This window comes from Novosphingobium sp. ST904 (assembly GCF_001298105.1).
Lineage (GTDB): Bacteria > Pseudomonadota > Alphaproteobacteria > Sphingomonadales > Sphingomonadaceae > Novosphingobium.
The window spans coordinates 20,985-37,927 of record NZ_LGJH01000132.1; the positions used below are offsets into that span (position 1 = coordinate 20,985).

21 protein-coding genes, 2 pseudogenes and 1 riboswitch are annotated in these 16,943 nt (G+C 63.4%); of the genes and pseudogenes, 3 read left to right on the forward strand and 20 right to left on the reverse strand.

The window, feature by feature from the left end:
- Positions 1–145: 145 nt before the first annotated feature.
- Both ADT71_RS08625 and ADT71_RS08630 read right to left on the reverse strand, forming a co-directional pair.
- Complete coding sequence (locus ADT71_RS08625; protein WP_054436249.1) at positions 146–1,360, reverse strand: ABC transporter substrate-binding protein; 1,215 nt, start codon at positions 1,358–1,360, stop codon at positions 146–148.
- Positions 1,357–1,937: pseudogene (locus ADT71_RS08630) on the reverse strand (ANTAR domain-containing response regulator). Before ADT71_RS08630 ends, ADT71_RS08625 begins: the two are co-directional and overlap by 4 nt.
- 126 nt (positions 1,938–2,063) lie before the next feature.
- Positions 2,064–2,186: riboswitch (TPP riboswitch) on the forward strand.
- A gap of 55 nt (positions 2,187–2,241) precedes the next feature.
- On the opposite strand from ADT71_RS08630, the gene ADT71_RS08635 reads away from it, so the two are divergent.
- Entirely contained in the window at positions 2,242–2,910 is a 669-nt protein-coding gene (locus tag ADT71_RS08635) for a TenA family protein (RefSeq protein WP_231635741.1), read from the forward strand.
- A gap of 9 nt (positions 2,911–2,919) precedes the next feature.
- On the opposite strand, the gene ADT71_RS35565 is transcribed toward ADT71_RS08635, so the two are convergent.
- The 6 genes and pseudogenes from ADT71_RS35565 to ADT71_RS35570 all read right to left on the reverse strand — a co-directional run.
- Positions 2,920–3,468: a YbaN family protein gene (locus tag ADT71_RS35565; RefSeq protein ID WP_347812944.1), complete on the reverse strand. Its 549-nt coding sequence runs from the start codon at positions 3,466–3,468 to the stop codon at positions 2,920–2,922.
- Between the two features lie 65 nt (positions 3,469–3,533).
- Positions 3,534–5,417 (reverse strand): potassium transporter Kup, encoded by a 1,884-nt coding sequence (locus ADT71_RS08645; RefSeq protein WP_054436250.1) that lies wholly within the window; start codon positions 5,415–5,417, stop codon positions 3,534–3,536.
- Between the two features lie 82 nt (positions 5,418–5,499).
- The gene (locus tag ADT71_RS08650; RefSeq protein WP_165913309.1) at positions 5,500–6,561 is read right to left on the reverse strand and encodes a tyrosine-type recombinase/integrase; all 1,062 of its coding nucleotides are present in this window, start codon (positions 6,559–6,561) and stop codon (positions 5,500–5,502) included.
- Positions 6,545–6,793, reverse strand: coding sequence for a hypothetical protein (locus ADT71_RS31245; protein WP_132469703.1), 249 nt, complete (start codon positions 6,791–6,793; stop codon positions 6,545–6,547). Before ADT71_RS31245 ends, ADT71_RS08650 begins: the two co-directional genes overlap by 17 nt.
- Positions 6,790–7,119 carry a DNA methyltransferase gene (locus ADT71_RS32015; RefSeq protein WP_369818212.1) on the reverse strand — a complete coding sequence of 110 codons (330 nt, stop codon included), beginning with the start codon at positions 7,117–7,119 and terminating at the stop codon, positions 6,790–6,792. Before ADT71_RS32015 ends, ADT71_RS31245 begins: the two co-directional genes overlap by 4 nt.
- 514 nt (positions 7,120–7,633) lie before the next feature.
- Positions 7,634–8,101 (reverse strand): annotated as a pseudogene (locus ADT71_RS35570) (DNA methyltransferase); the annotation flags it as partial.
- Between ADT71_RS35570 and ADT71_RS08665 the strand changes: the two are divergent.
- On the forward strand, positions 8,095–8,883 hold the full coding sequence (locus ADT71_RS08665) for an HNH endonuclease (protein WP_054436253.1): 789 nt from the start codon (positions 8,095–8,097) through the stop codon (positions 8,881–8,883). The pseudogene ADT71_RS35570 and the gene ADT71_RS08665 sit on opposite strands and share 7 nt — an antisense overlap.
- 58 nt (positions 8,884–8,941) lie before the next feature.
- Here the strand turns inward: ADT71_RS08665 and ADT71_RS08670 are convergent, their stop codons facing one another.
- The 12 genes from ADT71_RS08670 to ADT71_RS08725 form a co-directional block, all read right to left on the reverse strand.
- Positions 8,942–10,057: an ATP-dependent RecD-like DNA helicase gene (locus tag ADT71_RS08670; protein WP_054436254.1), complete on the reverse strand. Its 1,116-nt coding sequence runs from the start codon at positions 10,055–10,057 to the stop codon at positions 8,942–8,944.
- The gene (locus tag ADT71_RS08675; protein ID WP_054436255.1) at positions 10,054–10,461 is read right to left on the reverse strand and encodes a recombination protein NinB; all 408 of its coding nucleotides are present in this window, start codon (positions 10,459–10,461) and stop codon (positions 10,054–10,056) included. Before ADT71_RS08675 ends, ADT71_RS08670 begins: the two co-directional genes overlap by 4 nt.
- Positions 10,454–10,840 (reverse strand): hypothetical protein, encoded by a 387-nt coding sequence (locus ADT71_RS08680; protein WP_054436256.1) that lies wholly within the window; start codon positions 10,838–10,840, stop codon positions 10,454–10,456. The genes ADT71_RS08675 and ADT71_RS08680 overlap by 8 nt, the downstream gene beginning before the upstream one ends.
- A gap of 2 nt (positions 10,841–10,842) precedes the next feature.
- Positions 10,843–11,238, reverse strand: coding sequence for a hypothetical protein (locus tag ADT71_RS08685; protein WP_132469705.1), 396 nt, complete (start codon positions 11,236–11,238; stop codon positions 10,843–10,845).
- Complete coding sequence (ssb, locus tag ADT71_RS08690; RefSeq protein ID WP_054436258.1) at positions 11,235–11,846, reverse strand: single-stranded DNA-binding protein; 612 nt, start codon at positions 11,844–11,846, stop codon at positions 11,235–11,237. Before ssb ends, ADT71_RS08685 begins: the two co-directional genes overlap by 4 nt.
- 1 nt (position 11,847) lies before the next feature.
- Positions 11,848–12,333 carry an HNH endonuclease signature motif containing protein gene (locus ADT71_RS08695; RefSeq protein ID WP_054436259.1) on the reverse strand — a complete coding sequence of 162 codons (486 nt, stop codon included), beginning with the start codon at positions 12,331–12,333 and terminating at the stop codon, positions 11,848–11,850.
- 2 nt (positions 12,334–12,335) lie between these two features.
- On the reverse strand, positions 12,336–13,325 hold the full coding sequence (locus ADT71_RS08700; protein WP_132469706.1) for a hypothetical protein: 990 nt from the start codon (positions 13,323–13,325) through the stop codon (positions 12,336–12,338).
- Between the two features lie 14 nt (positions 13,326–13,339).
- On the reverse strand, positions 13,340–14,116 hold the full coding sequence (locus ADT71_RS32020; RefSeq protein ID WP_197282963.1) for a hypothetical protein: 777 nt from the start codon (positions 14,114–14,116) through the stop codon (positions 13,340–13,342).
- A 358-nt stretch (positions 14,117–14,474) separates the two neighbouring features.
- Entirely contained in the window at positions 14,475–14,675 is a 201-nt protein-coding gene (locus tag ADT71_RS08710; protein ID WP_054436261.1) for a hypothetical protein, read from the reverse strand.
- The gene (locus ADT71_RS08715) at positions 14,672–14,986 is read right to left on the reverse strand and encodes a hypothetical protein (RefSeq protein WP_054436262.1); all 315 of its coding nucleotides are present in this window, start codon (positions 14,984–14,986) and stop codon (positions 14,672–14,674) included. Before ADT71_RS08715 ends, ADT71_RS08710 begins: the two co-directional genes overlap by 4 nt.
- Entirely contained in the window at positions 14,983–15,366 is a 384-nt protein-coding gene (locus tag ADT71_RS08720) for a hypothetical protein (protein WP_054436263.1), read from the reverse strand. The genes ADT71_RS08715 and ADT71_RS08720 overlap by 4 nt, the downstream gene beginning before the upstream one ends.
- A gap of 128 nt (positions 15,367–15,494) precedes the next feature.
- Positions 15,495–15,905: an HIRAN domain-containing protein gene (locus tag ADT71_RS08725; RefSeq protein WP_082370237.1), complete on the reverse strand. Its 411-nt coding sequence runs from the start codon at positions 15,903–15,905 to the stop codon at positions 15,495–15,497.
- Positions 15,906–15,983: 78 nt separating this feature from the next.
- On the opposite strand from ADT71_RS08725, the gene ADT71_RS08730 reads away from it, so the two are divergent.
- A complete protein-coding gene (locus ADT71_RS08730; protein ID WP_054436264.1) occupies positions 15,984–16,874 on the forward strand; it encodes a hypothetical protein in 891 nt (296 codons plus the stop codon).
- Positions 16,875–16,943: the final 69 nt, after the last annotated feature.

A 16,943-nucleotide genomic window follows, 5' to 3' on the forward strand; every position in this document is an offset into this window, starting at 1 on the left:
TCGCTTCATGTTGCAAGGCACAATATTCGCCGCCCGTGATCATCGCCGCATGAATGCGCGCAAGGGTGGCGCCGGAGAAGCGCAAGTCCATCAATTCAGATGGATTTTCCGCAAGGGCGCAATCGCCGCCGCTGGAACGAACCGGTCAATCCGGCTTGGCGAAGCCCGCAAGATAGTCCTCGATCCGTTCGGGATCGAACACGCGCCCGTCGAAGAAGCTGTCCGGCCCCAGCGTCAGGTCGCCCTGACGCGAACCCACGGCGAGCGGCGCCGCCACCGCGCCTTCCAGCTTCATGCTGGCGCCCGGCATCGGCATGTCGCTGCCCGCCAGAGCGCGGCGGAACACGTCCGGACGGAATACCGCCCCCGCCCTCGCCGCATTCTCGGGCGTATGTTCGACCATGCCCCAGCGCGCGAGTTGCGAATAGATCCACAGCGCCTGGCTGCGCCAGGGAAACGGCGTCGCCTCGCGCGAGAACAGCATGAAATCGGGATTGGAGATCGGCGCATCTCCCGCCCGCGCCACGATCTGCCCGGTCAGCGCGCGCTGGATGAGATCGGCCGGCTGGTCGAGATAGCGGGGATCGGACAACAGGTGCGCCAGCGCATCGTGGTTCTCCGGCGCATCGCACCACGCGGCGGCCCGCGCCAGCGCGCGCAGCAGCCGGTCGACGGTTTCGGGGTTCTCTTCCAGCCAGTTCTGGCGGAAGGCGAGCACCTTTTCCACGCCGCGGCGCCAGATCCGCTCCCCCACCGCCACGGTTTCGGCAAGGCCCGCCTCGATCGCGGCGCTGCCCCAGGGCTCGCCCGCGATGAAACCGTCGATCTCTGCCGCCAGCAGCGCCTCCACCATCAGCGAGGGCGGCAGCACCCGCAGCACCACGTCCCGGTCGGGATCGACGCCCGCGCTCGCCAGCCAGTAGCGCAGCATGAGCGCATGGCTGGAGAAGCGATGGACCACGCCGATCACCGGCTTGCGGCGCCAGAGGCCGATGGCCCCGGCGAAATCGTGCGCCGTGCCCAGCGGATCGGCGAGGCGGCTGGCCGGATCGGGATAGAGCGCGGCGGCGAAATCCTTCGCCATGACCAGCATGTTGCCGTTGACGCCCAGCTTGTAGGGCGCGGCAAGCGCGGCGGGCTGCTGGCTGAGCCCCAGCGTCACCGCGACGGCGAGCGGCGCCAGCATGTGCGCGGCCTGCACCTGCCCATAGACCAGCCGGTCCCGCAAGGTTGCCCAGCTCGTCGTGCGCAGCAGGTCCAGTGCGAGCCCTTCCTCCTCGGCAAACCCCCGTTCCCGCGCGGCGGCAAGCACCGCCACGTCGTTCAGCGGCAGGAAGGCGATGCGCAGGTCCGTCGTCATATTCCGCCTCCCAGCAGGTCGCTGGCGGTGATGAGCGCCTGCGCCACGTCCACGATCTTCTTGCCCTGGTTCATCGCACCAGAGCGCAGCAGCGCATAGGCTTCCTGTTCGGAGAGGCTGCGCTGCGCCATCAGGATCGACTTCGCCCGGTCGATCACCTTGCGGTCGGACAAGGCTGTGCGCGCCTCGTCCAGTTCCGCCTGTATCCGTGCGAAGGCATTGAAGCGCCGCACCGCCAGTTCGAGCACGGGCTTGACCCGTTCCTTGCGGAGCCCGTCGACGACATAGGCCGAAACCCCGGCATCGATGGCCGCACCGATCATCGCCTCGTCCGACTGATCCACGAACATGGCAATCGGCCGGGCGAGCGCGCGGCTGACGGTGAGCATCTCCTCCAGCGTGTCGCGGCTGGGGCTGCGAGGTCCATCAGGACGACATCGGGCGCCATCCGCTCAAGCCGGGCCACGAAGGCGCCGCGCGGCGGAACGATGTGAATGTCGTCATAGCCCGCATCGCGCAGGCCCTCCTCGAGAACCGTCGCGCGCAGCCCGCTGTCGTCGATGATGACGATTCTCATCGATTCCCCAATTTGATCGAACCCGTGCCCGTGTTTCCCCGCACATCGCCGAGAGCCGGTGCCGCGTCAATCGCCGTCCACCGGCCGTTGACGCGGCTCGCGCCTTTTCCTAGGTCGCCGTGCCATCTTCAACCCACGGGGTGTCCTGGCGCTGTCCGGGCTGAGAGGCGGATCGGGGCCGTTCCCAGTCCGCAAACCCGCGAACCTGATCCGGCTCATACCGGCGGAGGAATAGGGACATGCACTGCTGCGGCTCGATGACTTTCGCCTTCACGCCGGGCGCCATCTTCAAGGACGAAACGCCATGAGCTTCTGCGACGCCATCTGGGACGAGGTCGCCCCGCTGCGCCGGTCGATCCTCGCGCATCCGTTCCTTGCCGAACTGGCGGGCGGCACGCTGGAGGCGGAGAGCTTCCGCCACTACATCGTGCAGGACAGCCTCTACCTTGCCGAATATGCACGCGTGCTGGCCATCGCGGCCGCCCGCGCACCCACGGCGGCGGGCCGGCTGGAATTCTCGGACGGTGCCAAAGTGGCGGTGCAGGTCGAGGAAGCGCTGCACCAGGCGTTCTTCGCCCGGTTCGGCGTAACGGCACGGATGGCACAGGACAGCGAAGCGACTCCGGCCTGCCTCGGCTACACCGGCTATCTCGCCACCCTTGCCGCCACGCGCAGTTACGAGGAACTGATCGCGGGCATCCTGCCCTGCTTCTGGGTCTACTGGGAAGTCGGCTGCGACATCAAGCCGCGCGCTGCCTCGCCCAATCCCTATGCGGCATGGATCGACACTTACGCAGCCCCTTCGTTCGGCGAGCGACCGCGCGCGTGCGCGCCCTGGTGGACGAAGCCGCCGCCAACGCCGCCCCCGCCACCCGCGCCGCCATGGCCACCGCATTCCGCAATGCCACCCGCTTCGAATGGATGTTCTGGGATTCGGCCTATCGCCGCGAGGGCTGGCCGATCTGACGGTTAAGGTCCGGCCTCAGCTCTCGCCGCGCGGTTCGCGGCGCCGGATCACCCAGGTCGCGCAGCCCAGCAGCACCGCCGCCACGCCCAGCGCCGGAAGCGGCCCGGGGCGCGCGATCAGGCAGAACGAGACGAAACCGATGGTCATCCCGGCAAGGGAGGCGATCTTGGCCGGGCGCGGGATCGCCCGCTCCGCCCGCCATGCCCGCAGCCCCGGTCCGAACCGGGGATGATTGAGCAGCCACGCCTCCAGCCGGGGCGAGGACCGCGCGAAGCAGGGCAGCGCCAGGATCATGAAGTCGGTGGTCGGCAGCAGCGGCACGAAGATGCCGATCACCCCGATCCCCACCAGCAGCAGCCCCAGCGCCATCCACGCCAGCCGCGCCGGACGTCCCCGCCGCAGGATCTCGTCGGAGGGCGCCCACACCGGCTGCGGAGACTGGACCGAAGCGGACTGGACCGAAGCGGACTGGCCGGAAGCGGACTGGCCGGAAGCAGCGGGCGCCGCGGCAGCCGGATCGGCCGTTTCAGGCGCGGGCGACAGGGTGGAAGAGCTATTCGGCACGGATCACCATGGGCCCGTGCTATCGCAGTTGCGACTAATTCTCAACAGCACAATGGCTTGTGCCGTCAGATTTCAAGCTGGCTGCCCAGTTCGATCACGCGGTTGGTCGGCAGCTTGAAGAACTCCATCGCGCTCTGCGCATTGCGGACCATCGAGGCGAAGAGCTTTTCCCGCCACAGCGCCATGCCGGGTCGGCTCGACGGGATAAGCGTCTGGCGCGAGAGGAAATAACTGGTCTCCATCGGCTTGAACGGGCCGCCCGCGCGGTGCTCGGCGGCAAGCGCGGCGGGAATGTCGGCCTCGTCCATGAACCCGTAGCGCAGGACCATCCGGTAGAATCCCTGCCCGAGATCCTCGACATCGCAGCGATCCTCGGCGCCGACGTGCGGCACCCCGCGATTGGCGACGGTGAGGATCACCACGCGGTCATGCAGGATATGGTTGTGCTTGAGATTGTGCAGCAGGCCCGGCGGCACCCCCTCGACAGAGGAAGCAAGAAACACCGAAGTGCCTGCCACGCGCCGGACCCGCTCGCCCACCGACTTCAGGAAGACCTCGATCGGAATCGAATCCTCGTGCAGCCTCTCGCGCACGAGGCGGCGGCCGGTCGCCCAGGTGGTCAGCAGGGTGAAGACCACCGCCGCGACCAGCAGCGGGAACCAGCCGCCATCGGGTATCTTGGTGACGTTGGAAGCGAAGTAGAGCCCGTCGATGAAGAGGAAGCCCAGCGTCACCCCGCCGGCCACCAGCGGGTGCCATTTCCACACGGTGAAGGTCAGCACCCCCAGCAGGCAGGCGGTGATGAGCATCGTCCCGGTCACCGCGATCCCGTAAGCCGCCGCCAGGTTGCCGGAACTGCGGAAGCCCAGGACCAGCAGGATCACCATCACCAGCAGCGCCCAGTTCACCAGCGGCACGTAGATCTGCCCCACTGCCTTGGCGCTGGTGTGCAGGATCTTCAGCCGCGGCAGGAAACCGAGCTGCACCGCCTGCTGCGAAACCGAGAAGGCGCCCGAGATCACGGCCTGGCTGGCGATGATCGTTGCCATCGTCGCCAGCGCGACGAGCGGCAGCCGCGCCCAGTCCGGCGCCATGAAGAAGAACGGATTGCTGATTGCCTCGGGATTGCGCAGGACCAGCGAGGCCTGTCCCAGGTAATTGAGCAGGAGGCAGGGAAAAGCGACGTAGAGCCAGGAGATCGAGATCGCCTTGCGCCCGAAATGCCCCATGTCCGCATAGAGCGCCTCGGCACCCGTCACCGCCAGCACCACCGATCCAAGCGCGAGGAAGGCGAGCTTGGGGTTCACCATGAAGAACTCTACCGCATGGTGCGGGCTCAGGGCCGACACGACCTCGGGCGCCCGCGCGATCGAGGCGATGCCCAGCGCCGCCAGCACGAGGAAATAGACGATCATGATCGGCCCGAACAGCTTGCCCATGGCGGCGGTGCCGTGGGACTGGACCGAGAACAGCCCGATCAGGATCACCACCGCGATCGGCACGACGAACGCGGAAAATTCCCGGTTCACCACCGTCAGCCCCTCCACCGCCGACAGCACCGAAACGGCGGGCGTGATGATCGCATCGCCGTAGAACAGGGCCGTCGCGATAACGCCGAGCATCGCGATCAGCGGGCTCCAGCGGTTCTTGCCGATCTTGCGCCCGATCAGCGCCAGAAGCGCAAGGCTGCCGCCCTCGCCGTTGTTGTCCGCGCGCAGGATGATGAAGACGTACTTGATCGTGACGATCAGCATCATCGTCCAGAACATCAGAGAGATCACGCCGAACATGTGCAGGCGGTCCACCACCAGCGGGTGATGGCCGATGAAGCTTTCCTTCAGGGCATAGAGCGGCGAGGTGCCGATATCGCCGAAAACGACCCCGATCGCGCCGATCGACAGCGCCGTGAGGCTTTCATTGGGGGCATGGTGCCCGGAAGTCTCGCTCATGATGCCGGCGCCTAGTCCCACGCGCGCGAGGGCGCCATCACCTTTATGCTTTCTTTATGCAGGGGTTCGCAAGATCCTTGATTCATCGCGGTTCCTCCGAAAGTTTTCCAAGTGGTTTTCCTGTACCGCTTGCGTTCTCAAACTTTAGAATGGCTGCCTTTCCAAGGCGACGGCGGTTCACCTTCGACGCGTACTTCTCCACAATCTGGAAGGTCTGGCCGGTGATGGCAGACACCTCAGCCACGGTGCAGCCAGCCTCCAAGAGGGCGATGACGGCGTTCTTGCGCAGGCCATGAGGCACACATTCCTTGCCCTGTGCCCTTGTGAAATCCTTGATCCGTTCGCGAAGAAACGCCGCCTTCACAGGCTCGCCCTTGTCGGTGGCAATGATTGTGAAGCCGCGCTTCGGCGTGCGCGCCAACTCGGCAGCAAGATCGCGGTGCAGAGGTGGGGTAACTTCCTTTTTGGTCTTCTGCTGGATCACATGCATTTCGCCGTCCAGAATGTCGGACCATCGCATCCTCATCACGTCGCTGATGCGCTGCCCGGTGTAGTAGAGCAGATGGATAGCGAGGCGCAGGAGGTCGTCTTCAGCTCGCAAGCCTGCAAACAGGATGGGCTCCGGCCATGGGTCGTGCTCACCGATTTTGAGCGGCTTCAGGTCTTTTGCAGGATCGAGTGTCGTCTTCTCATTCTGTCTGCCCCAGGAATAGAGGTTGCGGATCAGCGAAAGGAATATGTTGTGCGCGCCAGCGCCCGTCATCCGGTTCTCAAGCATGAAACGAACGTCAGAAGGCTGCACGTCGTTGACAGGGTATTCTCCTAGCAGCTCGACGACGCGCTTGTTGGTGGTGCGATACAGGGCCTTGGTCCCCTCAGCCAGATCGGCGCGCTTTTCCATTGAGGCTTCGTAATCCCGGACCAGATCAACGACGAGATAGCCGACCGCCTCCCGCTTGGTACGCGCGCCCTTCATGGCCGCATAGCTGTCGAAGAAGCCGGTCGTGCTCGGGTGCGGAAGGCGCACGTAAATCGCGTTGCCGTTGGCCTTCGTCTTGCCCGTGTTGAAGTAGGCGTAGACGTTGCCCTTCGAATGCACGTATTTGACGTGCAGGAGCTTGGGATATTTAGGCGGCCTTGGCATGATCCCCCAGCGCCTTGCGGCGATACTCAGGAACCGCATCGCCTGACAGGCGGGCGAACGCCGCGTCGAGCGATTCCTTGCTCCAGTGCTCCCGGCCTCCGAACATGATGCCGGCAGGCAGGCGACCAGCGATGATCTCGCGTTCGAAAGCGGCTTCGCTCATGTCGCAATATTCAGCCGCGGTCTTGCGCTTCATCATTGCAGGCCAGCGGGCGATGCTATGGGGGGTCATGCTGCACTCCCGATGAAAAGGTTGCCTTGGCGGCTTGCCTCGTTGGCCTCGTCCTGTGCCGCCTTGATGCGTGCGGCGGCGATCGGCAGGTACTCCGCCGTCAGCTCGCAGCCGATGAATTCGAAGCCTTCCAACATGGCGGCGCGGCCCGTCGATCCGCTGCCCATGAACGGATCGAGCACCAACCCGCCCGGCGGCGTGACCAGGCGGACGAGCCAGCGCATCAGATCGGTGGGCTTCACCGTCGGGTGCGTGTTGCGGTGCTGTGTGTCGCGGCCCTCGCTGATGCTGCTGGCCTTGCCGCTCTGCCGTTGGCGGTCTGGAATGCCACGAAAGCTTTCGGCTCAAATGCCTCCATGCCCGAGTCTCGATCAGCCTTGCTGGCCTTTGCGCAGTAGAAGAACCGGGCGGCCGTACCCGAGTCCTTGCGCGCCGGATGATCAAGCGCTGGACGCATTCCACCGAAGATGCCGTTGGGCGATTGGCGGCAATTCGCGTGCGATTTAAGGTCGCCCTGTTGGCCGGGTGCCGCTGGAAAAGCGGCCACAACTTCGTCGCTGCCGTCATGCATGACATTGGCAGGCCAGCGTCCCCGCGCATCGCCACCGCGCGGTCCCGGCGTCGCCGCAAAGTCAGCCGTGCCTCGATCGACATAGCGCTCGGTTGCGCTCGCCTCGCCTGCCCGCCCGCGCGGTACTTCGGGATCATGACGCATCGGAATGCGCCCGCACCAGCGCGCAGCGCCTCGTCAGTCGGCACCCGGCAGCCGTCGATATTGATCGCGCCGGTTCCGTGCGATTCCACATTGGCCGCGACGGTGCCGATCAGTGGCTTGCGTGCCATGACGATGGGTTCATGCGCGGGCTTCAACGCGGTACCCCAGCCTTCACGCTCGCCCTGCAGGTTCCGGGACTTCGGGAAGCCCGAGCCATAGATCCACATAATCTGGTCGCGGATTTCGAAGCCAGCGTTCTCGATCGCGCAGGTCATGCGGTGATAGGTGCGGGCGTGGGAGAACGCGAGCAGGTGCCCGCCCGGCTTGAGCACTCGCAGCGCCGCCTTCCACATCACGACGTCGAACGCGATGCCGGTACGGTCCCAAGCCCGGCCCATGAAATCCAGCTCGTACGGCGCATCAGCGACGATGCTGTCGACCGAGCTCTCGGGCAAGCTGGCCAGCGTGTCCCGACAGTCGCCCAAGTGCAGCGTGGCTGGCCCGATCTTTTCGATGTGGGTCATGCTGCCTCGGCCTCCGTCCTTACGACTTGCGCCGTTAAGGAATTTCGCTCCATGTCGGGCACATGACATGGCCCTTTATTCAGAATCAGCTCTACAGCCGACGTGCTTTCATCCACGCGAAGTTTGGCGGACAGCAGCAGGGAGGTATTTCCACTCCGCGTGACACGCCGGCGATTTTCATCTTCACCGGCCACAGAGCGAAGATCGTCGGGTACGGAGACAAGTGGATGCCTGACGGCTCCCTCCGCTACACGGGCAAAGGCCAGACTGGCGAAATGAAAATGGACAGTGGCAATCGCGCCATTCGAGATCATGTGCAAAACGGCCGCGATATCTTGATCTTCGAACAGACCAAAAAAGGCGCTGCTGTGCGTTACATTGGGCAGTTTTTCTGTGCCGGTTGGGAGACTGAGCGCCAGAAAGATAAAAATGGCGAATGGCGAAACGCCATTGTCTTCCTGCTTGTCCCTGCACATTGCATCAGCGAAAGCGAAGCGCAGGACGATGATGCGGAATCCGAAGGTCTGATAGCCGCTAACGACAACACTCTGTTGGATCTGCGGAGGAGAGCATTCGCTGCAGCTGCTCCGAGCACCAAAACCGGCCAGGCAACTCGAAGCGTGTATCGTCGCAGCGCTGAGGTAAAAAATTACGTTCTGGCGCGAGCCAATGGTACATGTGAGTGCTGTGGGTCCGAGGCGCCCTTTATAAATGCCGCGGGAAAGCCGTACCTGGAGCCCCATCACATCCGCAGGGTAGCGACGGTGGTCCCGACGACCCTCGACATATGGCTGGCATTTGCCCAAACTGTCATCGGCAAGCCCACCATGGGATCAGCGCTAATGAGTTGAACGCCGCGATGACCAGCAAGATTGCTGCGATCGAAGCCGCACTTGGTGACTGAAAGCCTCATACGATCACCGTGACCTGCTCGGCGGCGCGCGTGACCGCCGTGTAGAGCCAGTTCTTGCGGGCCTCACGGAACGAACCGCTCTCGTCGAAGATCAGCACGTTGTCCCACTGGGAGCCCTGCGATTTGTGGCAGGTGATGGCCCACCCGAAGGTGAACTCCTGGGTGCCGCGCTTCTCCTGCCAAGGGATGTTCTGCTCGGTGCCGTTGAAGAACTCTTCGAAGACCTCGACTTTGATTGGGTCGCGCTTCTCGTCGAGCGATTCAACGGTGACCGCCAGCTTGCCGCCCAGCGTCTCGATGGTGTCCGCCGACCAGAGGCCGCCGTTAAAGATGTTGTGCGTCTTGTCGTTGCGCAGGCAGATCAGGCGATCGCCGACGGCCGGGTGCCACGGCTTGTCCGCGCCACGCAGGCCCTTCATTTCCCGCATGCGGTGGTTGTACGACGTGCGGGTGCGGTTCAGGCCGCAGAGCAGCTGGTCGGCACCGAGTACGAGTTCGCCAAGTCCGTCACGGCCCAGCGCGCGGCTCGTCGTGATGAGGCTATCGCCGTAGCGGCCCGGCGCCAGGCGCTTGCCCTCGCGGATCTCCATCGACATGCGAATGATAGGGTTGTCCTGAGCCTGGCGGTGCACCTCAGTCAGCATCGCGTCCGGCTCGGCGTTGATGAAGAAGCCCTCGCCCTTCACCGGCGGCAGCTGGGCGGGATCGCCCAGCACAAGAATGCGGGTGCCGAAGCTGAGCAGGTCGCGCGCCAAGTCCTCGCCTACCATGGACACCTCGTCCACGATCAGCAGGGCGGCATCGGCCAGCGCGCTTTGATCGTTCAGCTTGAACTCGGCGATCCCGGTGCGATCGTCCACTTCGACCTGATAGATCAGGGAATGGATCGTCGAGGCGCCCTCGCAGCCTTTCTTGCGCAGGACCAGGGCGGCCTTGCCAGTGAATGTGGCATAGAGCACCTTGCCCTTGACGCTCCCAGCGAGTTCCTTGGCGAGCGTCGTCTTGCCCGTGCCCGCGTAGCCGAACAGGCGATAGACCTGCGCGCCTTTGGGATCGGCTAGCCAGCCACGCACGGAGCGAATGGCGGCATCCTGTTGCGGGGACCAGCTCATGCGACTTTCCTCTCGATAGGATCGGTAAACTGGATGCCGTGTTCTGCAGCGAAGCAGTGGATCGCCTCGATCAGATCCGAGAACTCGGCCTTGCTGAGGCGGCTCGACTTGAACCCGAGAGGGATCACGCCCTGCCCGTCGAGCGTCGGCTCGAAGGTGCAGGTGAACCCGGCGGCGTTCATGAAGAGCGCCTTCCAGACTTCCGTGGTCAGGACGCGGCCCTGCGGCTTGGCTCGGGCGATGTCGGACAACATTGCCCAGAGCTTTGCGTTTTGGTCGCTAGTTCGCGCTGCTTCCTTGATGTTGACCACGGCACCGGCGGGCGCAGCGTCGATCAGCCGGTGAGCAAGTGCGCGCACTGAAGGGTTGGCGAGCGTGACCGTCTGGCCGCCTTGCTTAGCCATTGCGAACCTCCCTGATCTGCTGGCGGCGCGGCGAGGCGTCGCACAGGCTTTCGATGAGCTGGTCTACCGTCTGGCCGGATGCGACCTGGTAGGCGCGCCAGAATGACTGCTCGCCGATCTGGTGCTGCTGCTGGTGGTGTCCGATGAAGTCGAGGTCACGGCCGCACAGCGGAACTGCACGCCAATCGTCGGGCTTCTGGGACATGCCCGCCCCGCTTCCGTTGCGGACGTGTGCCGCCTCGATCGGCGCGCGCTGGCAGCCGGGCCAAGCGCAGTGGAAGGACCGGACGAACGCAAGGTGCGCCTGAGACTTCCAGCGGCTTTCGCGCTTTTCCTTCTTGGGCGCGGGCTCTTTGAACTTGCGGGGTGGGAGCGCCATATTCAGGCCTCCGCGATTTCTGCGGCGGTTGCGCGGCGGAAGCCTTTGCAATCAAACCGCATGTCATCGTCAGTGGTCCAGCCATCGCCCTTACGGTAATCGCCGGTGACGCCCTCCACGACCCACCATCCTTCACCCGGGCAATCGATCAGGTCCTGCACCGTGTAGTCGAGGAACCCCCCATAGCTGCTCTCGTAGCTTGCCGCTCCGGTGACACCATCGACACCGCCGATCACCATGCAGGTTTCGATGGTGTGGAAAGGCCAATGCGGAAGAGTCTGGTCCGCATTGTCGTGGGCAAGAACTTCGATGAGAACGTCTTCCGGGGAACCGAAGTCGAACTTCTCTGGTTCGTCATTGCGCTCAGACGCGGCAATCAGCACAGCGCCCAGCATCACCAGATGCTCCGATCGGTAATGAACGGGATGTCGTCGTCGAGATCGTCCCCGAAGCCGCCATCGTTGCCCCAGTTGCTTGCGGCCGATCCACGGCTGCCATCGCCGCCATCCTGCCAGCCACCACGACCGGAGTTGTAAACCTCCTTGTCGCCCGACTGGCGGCCCCAGTTGCCACCGGTGCGCTGCCCGCCACGGTCATTGCCCTCGCGCTGGCCGTTGCCGCGCTGCTGGCGGCCGCCCTGCCCTTCGCCGTCGCCGCGCGGGCTATCCAGCAGGACGACCTTGCCGCCGATCCCGCCCACGGCGATTTCGGTCGAGTAACGGTCATTTCCCGCCTGGTCGGTCCATTTTCTGGTTCTCAACTGACCTTCGAGGTACAGCTTCGATCCCTTGCGGGTGTACTGTTCAATGACGCCGACCAAGCCCTCCGACTGGATCACGACCGAGTGGTAATCGACGCGCTCCTTGCGCTCCCCGGACTGTTTGTCGCGCCAGCTCTCGTTCGTGGCGATGCGGAGGTTGGCGATACGGCCACCAGACTGGAAGGATTTCACCTCCGCGTCGGCGCACATATTGCCAAGCAAAATTACCTTGTTGACGCTGGCCATATCAGGCTGCCTTCCATGTTTCGTTTCGACGAATGCGATTGATGTTGTCGGACGAGACGCCGTACCTCGCGGCGAGCGCTCGGGCTGGTTCGGTCGAGGCGCGGATCGCGCGCACCTGATCCCAATTCAGCTTCGCAGCCGGACCATTCTCGCCCTTGCGGGGATTGAGCCTTTCGCCTCGCGCTGTCCGACCCTTGCGCATGCAGTCCTGCATGTTCTCAAGCCGGGTTCCGAGAAACAGGTGGTCCGGGTTCACGCAGGCGCGATTGTCGCACCGATGGCAGACATCCAACCGACCGGGGTGCTCATGATTGAAGAGGATGTACGCCGCGCGATGGGCGCATTCCGTCTTCCCATTCAGGTTGAACGAGCCGTATCCATTACCCTTCCCGCTGCCGCACCAGATCCAGCACCCATCGCGTGTGATCGTGGTCTGATCGACGAGTGCGAGGAATCGGGTCACGATGTGGCCGGGATAACCAGGCATGGTCAGACCACCTTCTCTTCACGGATGACGAAACCGGGGATTCCGCGCACGCGGGTCGCCTCAACGCGGGCGTCACGGCTTGCCCAGCGCTGGATCAGACCGTGGAATTCGGCCATGAACTCGGGGTTCTGCTTGTAGTGGCCGTAGGCGAGCGCCCAGCTGTTCGGGGCGTCGATCAGATCGGCATGCCAGACCGAACGGAGAGTCATGGCGCGCTGGCCCTCGCCAGCATCGACGCGGACCTTCTCCTTCGCGACGCCCTCAGCTTCACGCAGCAGGGCCTTGGCCCCGGCGAGGGCGTCTTCGGCTCGGTCCATGACGGCGAGGTCCGTGGCCTCCTTTGCCTCGGCACGGAGGGTCATAGCCTCCTGCGCAGCAACTAGAGCGGCATCGGCGGTAGCTTTCTCGCGCGCCTTGCGCTCGTCCTCGGCCTTCTGCAGCCAGGCGGCGGACAGGCGACCGGTCGCGGCGATGGCCTTCGTCAGCTTGCCGTCCGGTGTGCCCTTGAGACCGCTGGCGACGTAGCCGTTCTGCCATGCCTGGATTTCGGCAATAGCCTCGTTGTGAGGCTTCTTCTCGGTGGTGGCGTTGTCCTTCACCAGTGCAACGGCGGTCTGCATGTCGCGGTGCAGCTTGCCAACGGCAGCGGCCTGACCATCGTTCTCGATCGCCGCGCCGTCCGCCCAATTCGTGGCCTCGGTCAGCAGGTCGGCAACATGGGTGTCGATCGCGGCGCGGCCATCAGCCTTCGGTGCCGGAGTTTCCTCGGGGGGATTGTTCCCACCGATCACGGCGCGCGGGTTGGCATCATTGCCATCACCCGGCGCGTTCGCATCGGCCTCAGCGGTCAGGCGATCAACGTGCTCCTGAAGAGCGTCGATTTCGGCCTTCCGCTCCGGCTCGTCGCGAACCAGCTTGTTCAGCGCGTTCTTCGCGTAGGGGAGCGGCATGGAGGCGATCTCTTTGTCGCCCTTGCTCGACTTGTACATCATGGTTCGGTCGCCTCTCAGTAAGGGATTTCGTCGTCGGCAAGGTCGGTGCCGGTGGCGGTGCGGTTGGTTTCGGCCTTCGCCGCTTCGGCAAGACGCTGTTCGAGGCGATCGATCACCTCGTTGTATTGACGGCTGTTGAGCTGGCGCAGGTCCTTGACCTTGTAGTGGTCAACCAGCGCGCCGGGGTTCGTGCTGGTGGCCTTCATCAGGTTGGCCAGCTTCGCCCAAGCGGCGTCAGGCATACCTTGCTCGCGCGCTTCGCTATCGCGACTGCCGGGCTGCTGCTTGCTGCCCTCGTCAGCATGCTCGCCGTCGTCGCCGTGGAGGTCGCCCTTGTGCCAAAGGTCCAGCGCGGCGCCGAAGCGCATGGCGGCATTGCGGAGCGCATCGCCGATAGCTTCCTTGATGGCGTTGCCGCCCTGCTTGCCGTCGGCATCGCCGTATCCGAGACGGGTTACGCCCAGCACGGTCAGCCTGATCCAGAGGCCGCCGTTGCGGTCCAGTGCCGGGAGGCCATCCTGCCCGAACGCAACCGGCTCCCAGAACCATTCCGGGTCAGTGTCGAGCAGGCGGTGCGTCAGCGCGGCATGGCCCACGTAATCGAGGTGCACCGCGTCCTTGTGGTGGTGGTTGCCGCATTCCTTGCAGTTCCACACCATCAGGTTCTTGTTGGTCTTGCGCGCGTCGATCTGCGCCCGCGTTTCCTTGGGCAGCTTCGAAATGTGATCAGCCGAGAACGGCTCGCGCAGCTTGGCCAGCGGCGACGGCTCAATGTTGGAAATCGCGTTCATGTGCGTGTCCTTCTCAGTGCCAGGCCATCAGGTGCGCCCAGAGAGCGCCGAGGCTGGCAGAAACGGTTAGGATGAAGGCGAGCATCGCCATGTCTCGAAGGGGCGAGCGGGTGAGCATTATTCGCCCTCCCCGCTCGCCGGCGACCCGACGGGCGGGAGGCGGAAACGATGAGTGCGTAGCAAGCGGCGGCGGCTGCAAAGCAGACGAAAATCGCGCCGCCAATCGCCAGAACCGTAAACCAGGGCGAGAGCACAACCTCCCGCGTCTGGTGATCGGTTTCCATGAGCCATGAAGCCCATGCATCGACACCGAAGAGCATTGCGGTGCAGAGGATAGTGGCGAAAGCTATGCGGGCCATCAGGCGCACCCCTCTTCCATGCCAGCTATCAGGCCAGCAGCGAGAACATCGTCAGCCCTGCCCAACATGTAGTTGAGGTAGGCGCCACGGACGGGATTGGTCTCAGGCTCGCGGATGGCTCCAACGAGGCATTCGAGGATGCCCCGGAGCTTGCCGATCTGGTCAGCCTGCGACGCTTCAATCTGTGCGAGGCGGGTCACGCTGAAAGCCTCCGATCCTCGTGGCGGTCGTCATCGGCCTGCCCAGCGAGATATTCCTGATGCTCCGACCAAGCCTTCTCGGCGGCAGCGCACACACCAGCATCAGCTTCGATCAGGCGATAGAGCCAGTTCGGAGCGACTTCCTTGCGAGCGCTGTAGATGCCGGTGGCAGGTTCGGTGACAATGGCGTCGTCGATGTAGAACTCGCCGTCCTCGAAGCGGACCTTGAGGTCCAGCCCCAGGTTGGTTCCTTCATCGGACTGGTCGAACGACACGAACATGTCGATTGCGAGAGGGATGGCTTGGATCATGCCGCAATCCCCCGAGCTTCGAAGTCCCACCGCCACATCGCGGTAGCCTCGTATTCCGAGTACCCGTTGAACTTGTGGGGATCGCCGAAGCAGTTAGCGAGCACAGCCCGAGCGTCCGGCCCCATGGCGGCGATGTACGCGCGCTTGTCGGCGGCGTTCTCGAAGCTGCCCATGGTGTTCGAAGCATGCTCGGCGCGCAGGCGGTCGAGAACTTCGACGGGCTCACCGGTGATTACGAGCTGGTCGGCGCCCATGACAAGGCACGGGCGGCGCAGGAACAGATCGTAGATGTCGATGTTGGCGATTACCGCCAGGACAGCCGGGGTTTCGTGCCACTCGGCGCGGCGAACCTCAGCAGTGAAACGGGAATGAATGCCCATTGGGGTCTCCATCGGTGGTCCCGGCAGGTCTGCGCTTGCGGCTCACTGCTGGGCTGATGGAGATTTGATGTGCCCTATTTGGGCATATGTCAATAATTAAAATATGCCCCAAGAGGGCACATTTGTATTTAGTCTGGCCAGACCTCATCAGGATACCAATCCGGGTCAGGATCGAATCCTGTCGTCGGCACTTCCGGCGGGGGAGCTGGCAGCGGCAACTCCGGCACCGCCCCGTCGAACGAAACGCGGGCGACCGCGCCGAAACGCGTCGCCTCCTGAAAGATGGCGGTGACGGTATGGCCCTGCCGGATCAACTGGGCGACGCGGACGGCGCGCTGGGACGATATGTAGCCCAGCTGCACGCCTCGCTCCGAGTAGACGGCAATTGCGTGCTCGTCGGCCGGGTTGTCGGGCTCCGGCCGGAGTTCTAGCGGATCGCCTGGTGCGCAGAGGGCAATCTCGAAACGGCGACCGGGGCTTTTCCCTTTGTTGGGGTAGTCCGCGCCAACGATGGGGAGTGACAATTGGTGGATCGGCATCGCAACTTGTTGCTATCCACTGAGGCTAACATCAAGAAATGATTCGACTTCAAGACTCAGGTTGTTGAGAAACGAAGAATGACTGACGCGCCGCTGAGCTTATATTTTGACATCCCGAAAGGGGAACATGTCGACCTGGAAGTCGTAGCCAGATCGGCTATAGAGTGGGTTGCGATCATTAAGGACATTGGAGCAGCAGTTGCTCCAGGCGTGGATTTTGACGTCGAGTTGATCCAGACGGAAGAAGGTTCGCTGTGGTTAAGTAATGCCGTGAAGGCATTGAAGACCGGCGACAGAAAGGCCTTGGGCGCCATTGTGTCGGCGGTTTTGGCCTTTTTCGCCATGGGACCCGCCCTTCATTTACAAGCCGACAGTGGAAACAAGATTCTCGAATTTTTGGGCCACAAAGATTTTGCCGAGATTTCTGATAAGGACAAACAAGACATTGCCGATCGCGTTGTCAAAGCCATGCAGGAAACTGACGTTTTAGCTCGCCAGCACAACCTTGTGCAGGAAGCTAAAAGAGACGAGCGAGTGAAAGCGATCGGTATCGACCGATCTCCCCGACAAGGGGGACCGCAGGTCATTATTCGCCGTCAAGATTTCGATTCTTATGCCCTCCCAGCACCTACGAAGGTCCACCCGTCCGAAAAGAAAACAGAGGTGCAGACGAGCGTTCGGGTGAAGATCCTAAGGGCAAGCCTCAAAGAAGGAGACCTCAAGCCGCGGTGGAAGTTTGGGGAAGGTGAAAGCACCTGGAGCGCTGACATTGAAGACAGTGAGTTTGTTGAAGCCTTGAACGCTCAACAGACGGGGCTCCCGCTAGCAGTCGGACAGCTGATGGTGGTTGACGTGGCGATCGACCGGAAGATGATCGACGGAGCTTGGGAAGAGGCAAATCGTCGAATAGTTCGTGTGATCCATCCATCGGTGGAACGGCGCCAGCGAAGCCTAGACCTTGGTCGTTAATATCTTAAAGACCACAAAGATCAGTGCCAAGACACCGACGGCGGCCGCAGCCTCAAAGCTCAACAAGCT

Excerpts from the sequence above, each read along its gene's own strand:
- ADT71_RS08670 (WP_054436254.1), bottom strand. The coding sequence starts at position 10,057 with ATGAGCTGGTCCCCGCAACAGGATGCCGCCATTCGCTCCGTGCGTGGC.
- ADT71_RS08675 (WP_054436255.1), bottom strand. The coding sequence starts at position 10,461 with ATGGCTAAGCAAGGCGGCCAGACGGTCACGCTCGCCAACCCTTCAGTG.
- ADT71_RS32020 (WP_197282963.1), bottom strand. The coding sequence starts at position 14,116 with ATGAACGCGATTTCCAACATTGAGCCGTCGCCGCTGGCCAAGCTGCGC.
- ADT71_RS08635 (WP_231635741.1), top strand. The coding sequence starts at position 2,242 with ATGAGCTTCTGCGACGCCATCTGGGACGAGGTCGCCCCGCTGCGCCGG.
- ADT71_RS31245 (WP_132469703.1), bottom strand. The coding sequence starts at position 6,793 with ATGACCCCCCATAGCATCGCCCGCTGGCCTGCAATGATGAAGCGCAAG.
- ADT71_RS08650 (WP_165913309.1), bottom strand. The coding sequence starts at position 6,561 with ATGCCAAGGCCGCCTAAATATCCCAAGCTCCTGCACGTCAAATACGTG.
- ADT71_RS08725 (WP_082370237.1), bottom strand. The coding sequence starts at position 15,905 with ATGCCGATCCACCAATTGTCACTCCCCATCGTTGGCGCGGACTACCCC.
- ADT71_RS08700 (WP_132469706.1), bottom strand. The coding sequence starts at position 13,325 with ATGATGTACAAGTCGAGCAAGGGCGACAAAGAGATCGCCTCCATGCCG.
- ADT71_RS08730 (WP_054436264.1), top strand. The coding sequence starts at position 15,984 with ATGACTGACGCGCCGCTGAGCTTATATTTTGACATCCCGAAAGGGGAA.
- ADT71_RS08625 (WP_054436249.1), bottom strand. The coding sequence starts at position 1,360 with ATGACGACGGACCTGCGCATCGCCTTCCTGCCGCTGAACGACGTGGCG.
- ssb (WP_054436258.1), bottom strand. The coding sequence starts at position 11,846 with ATGGCCAGCGTCAACAAGGTAATTTTGCTTGGCAATATGTGCGCCGAC.
- ADT71_RS08695 (WP_054436259.1), bottom strand. The coding sequence starts at position 12,333 with ATGCCTGGTTATCCCGGCCACATCGTGACCCGATTCCTCGCACTCGTC.
- ADT71_RS08665 (WP_054436253.1), top strand. The coding sequence starts at position 8,095 with ATGACATGGCCCTTTATTCAGAATCAGCTCTACAGCCGACGTGCTTTC.
- ADT71_RS08680 (WP_054436256.1), bottom strand. The coding sequence starts at position 10,840 with ATGGCGCTCCCACCCCGCAAGTTCAAAGAGCCCGCGCCCAAGAAGGAA.
- ADT71_RS08715 (WP_054436262.1), bottom strand. The coding sequence starts at position 14,986 with ATGATCCAAGCCATCCCTCTCGCAATCGACATGTTCGTGTCGTTCGAC.
- ADT71_RS08645 (WP_054436250.1), bottom strand. The coding sequence starts at position 5,417 with ATGAGCGAGACTTCCGGGCACCATGCCCCCAATGAAAGCCTCACGGCG.
- ADT71_RS08720 (WP_054436263.1), bottom strand. The coding sequence starts at position 15,366 with ATGGGCATTCATTCCCGTTTCACTGCTGAGGTTCGCCGCGCCGAGTGG.